At 46.2% G+C, this 10,086-nt stretch carries 13 protein-coding genes and 1 pseudogene; 12 read left to right on the top strand and 2 right to left on the bottom strand.

The features are described 5' to 3' along the window. The 7 genes from PLA23_RS06230 to PLA23_RS06200 form a co-directional block, all read left to right on the top strand. On the top strand, nt 1-551 hold a 551-nt coding region (locus tag PLA23_RS06230; protein WP_324474463.1), incomplete at its 5' end, for a TrkA C-terminal domain-containing protein. A gap of 2 nt (nt 552-553) precedes the next feature. Then, nucleotides 554-931: a hypothetical protein gene (locus PLA23_RS06225; protein WP_324329221.1), complete on the top strand. Its 378-nt coding sequence runs from the start codon at nt 554-556 to the stop codon at nt 929-931. A 9-nt stretch (nt 932-940) separates the two neighbouring features. Then, nucleotides 941-1,237, top strand: a complete 297-nt coding sequence (locus PLA23_RS06220) for a hypothetical protein (protein ID WP_324329219.1) — start codon at nt 941-943, stop codon at nt 1,235-1,237. After that, nucleotides 1,234-1,455 carry a hypothetical protein gene (locus PLA23_RS06215; RefSeq protein ID WP_324329218.1) on the top strand — a complete coding sequence of 74 codons (222 nt, stop codon included), beginning with the start codon at nt 1,234-1,236 and terminating at the stop codon, nt 1,453-1,455. Before PLA23_RS06220 ends, PLA23_RS06215 begins: the two co-directional genes overlap by 4 nt. Beyond that, on the top strand, nt 1,452-1,796 hold the full coding sequence (locus tag PLA23_RS06210; RefSeq protein ID WP_324474461.1) for a hypothetical protein: 345 nt from the start codon (nt 1,452-1,454) through the stop codon (nt 1,794-1,796). The genes PLA23_RS06215 and PLA23_RS06210 overlap by 4 nt, the downstream gene beginning before the upstream one ends. Before the next feature lie 22 nt (nt 1,797-1,818). After that, nucleotides 1,819-2,130, top strand: a complete 312-nt coding sequence (locus PLA23_RS06205) for a hypothetical protein (protein WP_324474459.1) — start codon at nt 1,819-1,821, stop codon at nt 2,128-2,130. Nucleotides 2,131-2,217: 87 nt separating this feature from the next. Continuing rightward, entirely contained in the window at nt 2,218-2,781 is a 564-nt protein-coding gene (locus tag PLA23_RS06200) for a hypothetical protein (protein ID WP_324329213.1), read from the top strand. A gap of 20 nt (nt 2,782-2,801) precedes the next feature. On the opposite strand, the gene PLA23_RS06195 is transcribed toward PLA23_RS06200, so the two are convergent. Then, nucleotides 2,802-4,070 (bottom strand): Coenzyme F420 hydrogenase/dehydrogenase, beta subunit C-terminal domain, encoded by a 1,269-nt coding sequence (locus tag PLA23_RS06195; protein ID WP_324329212.1) that lies wholly within the window; start codon nt 4,068-4,070, stop codon nt 2,802-2,804. Continuing rightward, nucleotides 4,067-6,166, bottom strand: a complete 2,100-nt coding sequence (fdhF, locus tag PLA23_RS06190; RefSeq protein ID WP_324474457.1) for a formate dehydrogenase subunit alpha — start codon at nt 6,164-6,166, stop codon at nt 4,067-4,069. Before fdhF ends, PLA23_RS06195 begins: the two co-directional genes overlap by 4 nt. Before the next feature lie 615 nt (nt 6,167-6,781). Between fdhF and PLA23_RS06185 the strand changes: the two genes are divergently transcribed. From PLA23_RS06185 to PLA23_RS06165, 5 genes and pseudogenes are all read left to right on the top strand, one after another. Next, entirely contained in the window at nt 6,782-7,039 is a 258-nt protein-coding gene (locus tag PLA23_RS06185) for a 4Fe-4S binding protein (RefSeq protein WP_324329208.1), read from the top strand. 62 nt (nt 7,040-7,101) lie between these two features. Next, nucleotides 7,102-8,268 carry a 4Fe-4S binding protein gene (locus tag PLA23_RS06180; protein WP_324329207.1) on the top strand — a complete coding sequence of 389 codons (1,167 nt, stop codon included), beginning with the start codon at nt 7,102-7,104 and terminating at the stop codon, nt 8,266-8,268. Nucleotides 8,269-8,280: 12 nt separating this feature from the next. Further along, nucleotides 8,281-8,856 carry a CoB--CoM heterodisulfide reductase subunit C gene (gene hdrC, locus PLA23_RS06175; protein ID WP_324474455.1) on the top strand — a complete coding sequence of 192 codons (576 nt, stop codon included), beginning with the start codon at nt 8,281-8,283 and terminating at the stop codon, nt 8,854-8,856. Between the two features lie 2 nt (nt 8,857-8,858). Then, entirely contained in the window at nt 8,859-9,749 is an 891-nt protein-coding gene (gene hdrB, locus PLA23_RS06170) for a CoB--CoM heterodisulfide reductase subunit B (protein ID WP_324329447.1), read from the top strand. A 13-nt stretch (nt 9,750-9,762) separates the two neighbouring features. Continuing rightward, nucleotides 9,763-10,086: pseudogene (locus PLA23_RS06165) on the top strand (disulfide reductase); the annotation flags it as partial.

Here is a 10,086-nt window from a genome sequence, read left to right as displayed (position 1 = left end):
TTGAGGAACAGATCCGCATGGCTGCTGAATCAGCTGCCGGACAGATGAAGGAGGGAGCTCAGGAAATTAGTACAAAAATCTCCGAAACCGCAGGAAAAATTCAGAAAAGTGCGGCGGAAACTGCAGAACAAATCACCACAAAAGCTAAGGAACTGACCGAAAAAGTTAAGGAAGACACGAAACCTATCGGAAAGAAAGTCAGCAGGGCTGCCAGGAGTTCTGCGGATGCCATCAGGGATAAAATTCCTATTGGAAAACTCAGCCCTGAGATTGAGAAGGGACTCTCAGTCCTCAGTCAGGAGGAGGCAAAGAAGATTCGAACCGCACTTACTGGAAAAGAAGGAGTGAGCGCGGCTGTCCTGGTAAAATTTGCAGCAGGGCGATCCATCGGTAATCTAACCATACCCCCCGAAGTAACCCTTGTGACCGTTCAGAGAAAGGATCAAATTCTGGGGCTTGACGCAGACATAATCCTAAAAGAGAATGATATTGTGTATCTTTCCGGGCCATCTGATGCTGTAGGATTTGTCACCAGGATGCTGGAGGGATAATTTTGGAGATCTCCTTTTCCCAGGATGGTCTGATTGGTATTGCCGTCCTTCTCGTCATCTCTATGATGATATACCTCATTATCAGGGAGATCAGACTGATGAAGACGAATACCCGCAGACTTGAACTGGAACTTGAACGTGACAAACTGCAGATACTCAGGCAGGATACGACCGCTAGAGTCCAGCCGGCTTTGCGGTTAACATCAGAGCAGATTGCTTCACTCAAAGAGATTGAAGAATCTAATATTGCCCTTGAAACTGACATATTCATGAAACAGAAGACTATTGAAGGCAGACTGAAACGTCTTGAAAATTATGTCAAGCGTGAAAAACTAGACCTGATGCTAGATCGGATAGAATCTGAGGAAAAAAAGATTTAGGTGAGTAATATGTTTGAAACATCAGGAGTCACACGAAAATTGTTTGATAATCTGACCAGCTTTGAAACGAAAACTGCGATCTCGGTCCCGACCTTTGAACGAACCCTCGACTCCTACTTTGAGCGGAATATGGATTCCATCATTGAAGAATGGGGCCTCATCACCGAGGCGGATCTGAATGAATATGCACGAAAGTTAGAGTACCTGAGCTATGAAGTCGGGCGACTCTATGCGGAGAAGGATTTGCTGAAAAAACGGGCTGAAGGTATTGAAAAGTCCATCAAAAAACTGGAGGCAGGAAAATGAATCTGGATACCTACTTGAATGCATATCTTGACCGCCGGATGAAACTGATGATTGATGACTGGCAGCTTGGAACAACCGCTGATCTCAGGGATCTGTCCCAGCGATTCAGACAGGTAAAACATGAGGTTGAGCGTCTGAAATCATTTGAGCGAGAGTCACAAGACCGGATGGACCGCATGGAAGAGAGAATACGCAGGATTTCGGAGCGAATGAAATGACACTGACTGAAATTCTTCTGATTATTCTTATCATACTCATCCTCATATTTCTACTCTTCTGGTTCTTTTCAGGTACGACCGGGAGAATATCACTTCGAAGACCGGTAGAAAGCAGGGTGGATGAGTATCTTGACCGGCGATTTGCCCGGCTTGTCGAGGAGGCCGGCGTTGTTGGCAGGCCAAAATTAAACTGGTTCAAGGATGAACGAGGGAAGGTACTCGATGCTGATATACAAAAAATTACTGAACTGAAAGAATTTGAGAATGAATTCATCCAGAACCTCTCTGACCTCGAGGCACGACTTGATGCACTGGAAAGATCACTTGATTCGAAAAAATAACCAGACTCATTCATCAGGAGGGATGTTTCAGACCCTAAAAAGTCAGGTCAGCCGGGTGAGAAAGGATAATGAATCCCCAAACAGGGATCCTGAATCTTTTTCGCGGTATATCTGTGATCTCTGTCATAGTTCCGGATCTTTATCAGGACTACGTCAGTGTGTCATCTGCGGAAGATCGGGGTGCAGCTCGTGCTGGCATGATGAATATTATCTGTGCAAATCATGCAGCGGGATAATGAACCTGCTCCTGCTGGAAGTTCCTGCCAACGATACCAGGAATAAGCCGGATACGAAAGCCATCATTCAGGATGAGCAGAATGATGAGTCATCCTGATCTTATTTTATTGAAACTGGATACGCTGGGATAATTGAATACTCCTCTCACCAGATGATATAGGAGCACCGGTCCGGAAGGTCTGTCGTGAAAATTATTAAAATACCATCTCTTATTGCATCTGTTGTCCAGAATGCATTGTCCGGACTGGAAGGGATGGAATTTACTCTTCTTGACTGCTGCCCTCATTGTGGGGGAGTTGTCAGGTATCACGACATCCGGAAAAAACGGTTTGCAACCATTATCATTGACAGGGAGAAACGAATAATCAACGTCCTTGTTACGAGATATTATTGTAAGGCATGCGGCAAACTCTGCTATGCATCAGCTCCGTTTTATCCGAACACCAAGTTTGGATCTCCAGTCATTGACCTCTGCATAACGCTGGCACGAATTCATCCCTACAATCATAGTGCACGAATTCTCCAGGAGATGGGTGTTGTTGTAGACAGGGGGACGATTCGTAACTTTTTCTCCCGTGATATTCCGGAAGTCAGTTATGCGAAAATGTACGGGCTGCCAATACCGCTCTCCATCTTTCATCTGTCAGATCTCTCATCCAGACGGCGGCAGCAGCGACATGTGACACAAGAGGACATCCTGAGGGTTTGTGGATTTCCATCCTCACACGTACCTCAATCGGACAGATGACTAATAGACTGAAATGACTTCTATTCATTTCTGGTATCAGGAGTCTTCTGGCTGAAGAGACGAAGCATCTCCAGGTAATTATTTCCATAATAATGCTCCCATTCTTCACGCTGGCTGACTTTCGCAAGGACTGGCATTCCCTCAGGTCTCCCCGGATGATACCCAAACATCTGTTCAAGTTCACCCTGAAGAGCATGCATCATGAGTGAGATCGGAATATCCATAGGACATCTGTCCTGACATTGTCCGCAATTGATGCACGAGTCGGCGATGTGTGAGAACCTGATCAGATGGAACGTAAAAGGAGGCGGGACTTCACCAGGCTGTACCAGCCATGGTTTTTTTGTCTGACACTCCTGACAGATGCAGAGTGGACAAGCATGAAAACACTGATAACATTTTATACACCGGCTCGTCTCATCCATAATAAAAGATAGCCGCGAAAGGCCGTTCCCAATCCTTGAGAACATGAGTGAGCGGTTCCTTTCTGCTATGGTGAGCATCGCCGCTTCAACTCTAAACCTGGCCTCAACGCCTTTCATATCTGCAGGAACGATGGTTACATATCCGTCTTTTCGTGCCTGATCAAGAAATGATGATCCTTTTTGAGTGCAGACCTCAACAAACGTGGTATGCTCTGAATTTTCGCCATACAGACCCCATGTTCCACATACCACATCGCACTGCCGGGGGATAGGAGTATCACATCTCCTGCATGAATCACGCCTCCCAAATCCACGCTCTTCGATGATCTCAAGCGGATATTCCAAAGTAAGATCACCACATCCGATAACGAGCCTGCCATTTCGTATATAAAACGAGTCAATCTTGTCAGGATTTTGACCACAGACCTCCCGTATAAATGATCTGGCCTGCACCGGGGAGAAGGTTCCGGTACAATTCAGCCCAATCAGATAGAGATCGTCCCGGTCAAGTTTCCGTCTCTTAACCAGCTCAACAAGTGCCTTTGCATCACATCCTTTTACAACCGCTGCAATCTTTATGCCAGGACTTCTTTCTACCGCTCTGACAACCCAGTCCGCCGTGAGTATACTGCCACAAAACTGGGAACCAGAACAAGAGAGGATCTCATCACCACTGGTAATCAGAACTGGTCTTGGATCATAGACATCTTCACCGTTTTGGAGAGCACAGACTGCATCCACCGTACCAGAGGAGAGGAGTGAGAGTAAAAGGCCCGTGACCAGCCCCCCTGATGCAGCATGCTCCCGGATATGATCATTGGTGGACCATCCATACCACATCCGGGTATTCATCCAGGTATTCATACAGGACCATCACCCATTCTCAAGGGTTCAATTGCTACATAGATCGATTTGTATTCTGATTTCTCTAAACCACTCTCCCGTGTACCGGTCAGCCGGCGTACGGCTGCATCAAAAAGGGTCGGCATAAAGATGATTCCCTGCATTATTTCGGGAACAATCCTGGCTTTACATGATAATTGTCCTTTTTTTGACCTGATCAGAATACGCTCCCCATCAGATATTCTGACCTTTGCTGCGTCGCCCGGATGTATTTCAACATATACTTCATGTACCTCATCACTGAGATTTTTACTCTTTCCAGTCATCATCCCGGTATGCCAGTGCCAGATAATCCTCCCTGATATCAGCAGAAATGGGTACATCATATTAGGTTTTTCTGAAGGGGGTCTCCACTCAACCGGACAGAACACCCCTTTCCCATCCGGATGAAGAAACCGATCTGTATACAGGATCGACATTCCGGGATGATCCACAGACGGACATGGCCAGCAGATCCCATCCGGTCGACTTATCCGTTCAAAGGTCATCCCCTGATATGGATTGCATACCCTGGTTATTTCACTGAAGATATCAGCGGGCTCAGTATAGGGAAACTGCTTTGCATATCCCATTATAGAAGCGATCTCAGTAATTATCTGCCAGTCAGGTTTTGCAATACCTGGAGGTGAGGCTGCTTTATGGAGCCGCTGGACCCGTCGCTCCGTATTGGTAACCGACCCATCCTTTTCCGCATAACAGGCGGCAGGAAGAACAATATCTGCATATTCACATGTTTTGGTAAAAAAAATCTCGGAAACAACCAAAAAATCAAGGTTTTTCAATCCCTGATGAACAGTCTGGGGATCAGGTCCGCTCTCAAACGGGTTTTCCCCTGCCAGTATCAATGCCCTTATACCCCCATACTTCCCGTCAGCCTTCGTAAACATCCGGTTCATATCAAGGCCCCTGCTTGACGGTGCAATACCATCCGGAAAGTTCCAGATCTGCTTGACGGTTTGGTAAGCGAAACTATCCGTAACCGGCTGGTATCCTGGGAAAAAATCAGGAAGACACCCCATATCACAGGTTCCCTGCACATTACTCTGACCACAAAGTACACACACACCAGCTCCGGGTCTTCCGATATTACCGGTCAGCATCATCAGATGTGCAATTGCCTGTACAGTATGAACTCCTCCGGACCGATATAAAGGCCCCGGTGAACAGAGGAACATACACCGCTCTGCTGTCCCGATCCATTCCGCAGCCTTCAGGAGATCATCCCTGGAAACACCGGTCAGATGGCTCACATGATGGGGAGTATAGGTGCTTTCCAGTACAGTTCTTTTGAATGAATCATACTCACGGGTGCGGGTATTGATAAATTCCTGATCCTCCCACCCCTTCCGGATGATCTCAGCCATGATACAATTGAGCACTGCAACATCAAACCCACCTGAATACTGGAGAAACAGGTCGGCCTGGATGGCTGTCGGAGTATACCGGGGATCTGCATAGATAAATTTGCCACCGGATGCCTGAGCACGGATTATCTGTCTGCCAACGAGGGGGTGCTGCTCAAAAGGATTTGATCCAAGACAGATGATACAGTCTGACAACCCAATATCGGAGATAGAATTCGTCATAGTTCCATTTCCAAAGGAGAAAGAAAGACCGATCATGGTTGCTTCATGACAGAGCCGGGCGCTATGATCCAGGTTATTGGTTTTTAAAACACCCCTGGCAAATTTCATAAGCACATAATTATCTTCATTCGAGCACTGTGCTGATGCTAAAACACCAATTTCACTCGGGCGATATTCTTTTAGTTTTTGGGCAATCAGTTGATATGCTGATTCCCAGTCAGTCTCAACAAAGACATCCCCTCTTCGAACCAGGGGTTTTTTGAGCCGGTCTGGACTCTGAATGAACTGATGGCAATATGTACCCTTCTGACATAGTTTCCCTTCATTTACTGGAGAACGAATATTCGGGGTGGTTCCTGTAATTTTCCCATCCTGAACAATAAGATTCACTGAACACCCGGTACCACAATATGGACAGATTGTAGGGACCTGATACATCATGTCGGATACGGTATCTTCAGTTGCAGGCACGGATAAATCCTTGCCTTGCAGTACAGTTTTTGATGATTTATGGTGGATGATACCATATAAATGAACCCTGTTGCACAAATAAAGACCATAGATGCGGCCTGCAAAATATTCATACAAAACAATAGATAGGTACAAAAAAACCGGGACTTCAAAATATGTTTATCTGTCTTTTTTTAAATTATTACGAGTAAATCTGGCACGCAGGGTTTATTGTCCGCTTAAAGACCAAAAATAAACTTACGAGAATAGATATTTCATTAAAACGGATGGAATACAGAGGTTAATGAAATAAAAACGCCAAGGAAATAGCCTGCACATAATTAAGTTGACTAAAAAAGGTTAATTTTAAGCTAATCAGAACATTAAAACGATATTATCGGTTTTTTATCATCTGCAAGAGAAAGAGAGGGACTGATTTATCATGATTTATCATGAAATATGTGGGCTCCATCGGTAATCTTTGTTCATTTACAACATATAAGGTGTTAAAATAAAACCCCTACTTTTTCACCTTTTTGAGGGAAAAAAATCCGTATCTATTTCAGAACCTTTATCTATATTTTCTAACAACCTTTGTTCAGTCGATTTTTAATCGATCAGGCTGGTGCGACAAATATGGCATTTGCAGTTCATGTAAACATGGAACGCTGTACCGGCTGCAACAATTGTGTGGTAGCATGTCCAGTGAATGCACTGGAGTTATTCACGGTTAACCCTGCAAGCACGGATAAGATATACAAAGTCATCAACGGAGCAGCAATCACCCTTGATGTCAAGTATGAGCTCTGTGCTGGTTGTGGTATCTGTGTCGATGCATGCCCATATGATGTGATTCAGCTCTCCGGACAACCACCTCAGGCTGTAGAGGCCTGACCGGTCCCGGAGAAAATGCAAGCGTTTCAGGAACAGAATTTGTGAACAACCGAGGTATCTTAATGTCTACACTGTTTCCGAAGTATTCCAAGACCTCTGATGGGTCTAAGGTTATAATGGAGCAGAGACTTCTCCAGCAGGTAAACAACCTCATCCTTGACAATGATATTTGTACTGGATGTGGAATCTGCTCAGAGGTCTGTCCCGAAGAAGCAATCACTGTAGGGCCAGTCGGAGGAGTCCGGAGAGGACTTGTTGATGATGCTGCAAGCATTCATGTCGATGAGACAAAATGTTCATATTGTGGTGTCTGTGTCATCATGTGTCCGTTCTCAGCTCTTACTCTGAAAGTTGATGGAGAAGAACGTCTGCCGATCCTGGAAAAAGAAGGATTCCCAACATATGACAAAGGAACGGCAATTGATCAGGACAAATGCGTCAGATGTAATATCTGTAACGATGTTTGTCCCCGTGATGCAATAGACCGCGATGTCCCTCTCTTTGAAGGCGAGGACAAAGAAGGACTTGCAAAAGGTCAGGCTGTGGAACTCAAGATTGAGTTTACAGTCGATGACGAGAAATGTACCAAGTGTGGTATCTGTGGTAACCTGTGTGAGGCCATCAATGTACTTCACAAGCCCTTCAGCCCGGAAAAGGGAAAAGTTGAGGGTGAGGTTCTCTGGGATGAAGCATATTGTGACGGGTGTAATGTCTGTGCAGAAGCATGTCCCTCAGAGGCAATCAAGGTTACCCGGACTGTTATTGGACAGAAAAAGCTTGGAAACGTGAATATCATCGAAGAGGACTGCTGTACGTGCCGCTGGTGCGCAATCAACTGTCCGACCGAAGCTATTACCGTGAACAAAATCTTTGAAGGAGAGATAACCTTCCATCCGGAGAAGTGCCCGGGAGGTTGTTCCACGTGTGTTGATGTTTGTCCTGCAAATGCCATTTATCTCCCGACCCCCAAGCCTGCAAAGGATATGAAAGGGGAGATTGAAGCAAAAATTGCAGTCAACAAGGACTTCTGTATCCTGTGTGGTGCCTGTGTCAATGCATGTCCTGGTGAGGATATCATCTACCTTCGCCGTGACAGCGTGAAGATCAAGGGCAAAGAGACTGATCTCTTTAACAAGATAAAGGCAAAACTCTTTACTCCGAGAACTTCAAAGGTCAAAGAGCAGCCATCTCTGGCAGGTTCTGTTGAATTAAAGGCGGTAGGTCAGTAATTGAGGTGTAAAATGGCTGCAAAAACATACAACATCCCTGAACTGGACAAAAAACTTGCGGACCGCCGGTACCATCTGAGCGATACCAACCCTGAATTTACCAAGAACATTCTCAAGACAAGCAGGACTATTGCCAATATGTGCTACCAGTGTGGTACCTGTACCGGCTCCTGCCCGTCAGCACCCCGGAGTTCATACCGGATCCGTCTCTTTATGAGACGCTGTGTGCTTGGCCTTGAAAATGAAGCCCTGACCGATCCGGATCTCTGGCTTTGTACAACATGTTACTCCTGTACGGATCGCTGCCCACGGGACATCGCCCCGACCGATGTTATCATGGCAATGAGAAACCTTGCGTTCAAGCGTGACATTGTTCCAAAGAACTTCCTCCAGACCGTTCAGCTTATTTATTCCAGTGGTCACGGTGTGCCAAACAATGATGTTAACCGTGCAGCACGAACAAAGCTCGGTCTTCCTGCTGATCCACCGACAACGCACTCATATCCTGAGTTTGTCAAGGGTATCCAGAAGATCATAGACCACTATGGTCTGAAAGAGAATGCAGACAGAATTCTGAAGGGTGACTAAACGTGCACGAATACGCATTTTTCCTTGGGTGTATTGCACCAAACCGGTACCCCGGCTGTGAGGCGTCTGCCATCAAGACCAGTGAAAAGGTCGGTATCAAACTCCTCCCGCTGAAAGGTGCCAGCTGTTGTCCTGCTCCCGGTGCATTCGGGTCTATTGACCTGAACGTCTGGTACGCCATGGCAGCACGAAACCTTGTCCTTGCAGAGGAGATGAAAAAAGATATTGCACTCATCTGTAACGGTTGTTACAAGTCAATATGGGAAGTAAACCACATTCTTAAGCACAATGATGAACTTCGCGACAAGACAAACGAAGTTCTTGCTGAGATTGATATGCAGTTTAAGGGAACCATCGATGTATGGCACCTTGCAGAACTGTATTATGATGACAAGATTTGTGGTGTCCAGAAGATTAAGGACAGTGTTACCACGCCTCTTACTGGTGCAAAGGTTGCTGCCCACTACGGCTGTCACCTCATGAAGCCAAAGAAAGAGAGACACTTTGGAGATACAGAAAACCCCATGTGGTTTGAGGAACTTATTGGAGCCCTCGGTGCAGAGCCGATCCAGTATCGCAACAAGATGCAGTGTTGTGGTGCCGGTGGTGGTGTCCGTGGATATGATATCGTCCATGCCCTTGATATCACGAATGAGAAACTCATTAACATTCAGGAAGCAGGAGCTGACGCAATCACAGAGTTGTGTCCGTTCTGTCAGCTTCAGTTTGACCGGGGTCAGGTCGAGATTAAAGAGAAGTTCGGTGATGTGTACAACATCCCGGTTCTGCACTACAACGAACTCCTCGGTCTTGCCCAGGGTATGAGCCCACAGGATCTGGCACTTGATCTGCATGCTATCGACTGCACACCGTTCCTGCAGAAGGTGCTTTAGGGAGGACAAAGACATGGCAGAAAATACTGAACCAAGAATCGGTGTCTTTGTGTGCCACTGTGGTACCAACATTGCCGGATCCTTGTCAATTGATGATGTTGTCAATTACGCAAAGACACTTCCGTATGTAGCTGTTGCAGACCAGTATCAGTACATGTGCTCAACCCCTGGTCAGAAGAAGATCGATGACGCGATCAAGGAGTATAACCTGACTGGCGTCGTCGTCGCAGCATGTTCACCACGTCTTCACGAGCCAACCTTCCGTACCGCTACCAAGGAAGGAGGATTAAACCCGTTCAGGTTCGAGATGGCAAACATCCGTGAACAGAACTCATGG

This window comes from Methanospirillum sp. (assembly GCF_035406105.1).
Lineage (GTDB): Archaea > Halobacteriota > Methanomicrobia > Methanomicrobiales > Methanospirillaceae > Methanospirillum.
This window is presented reverse-complemented; position numbering and strand designations above follow the sequence as displayed.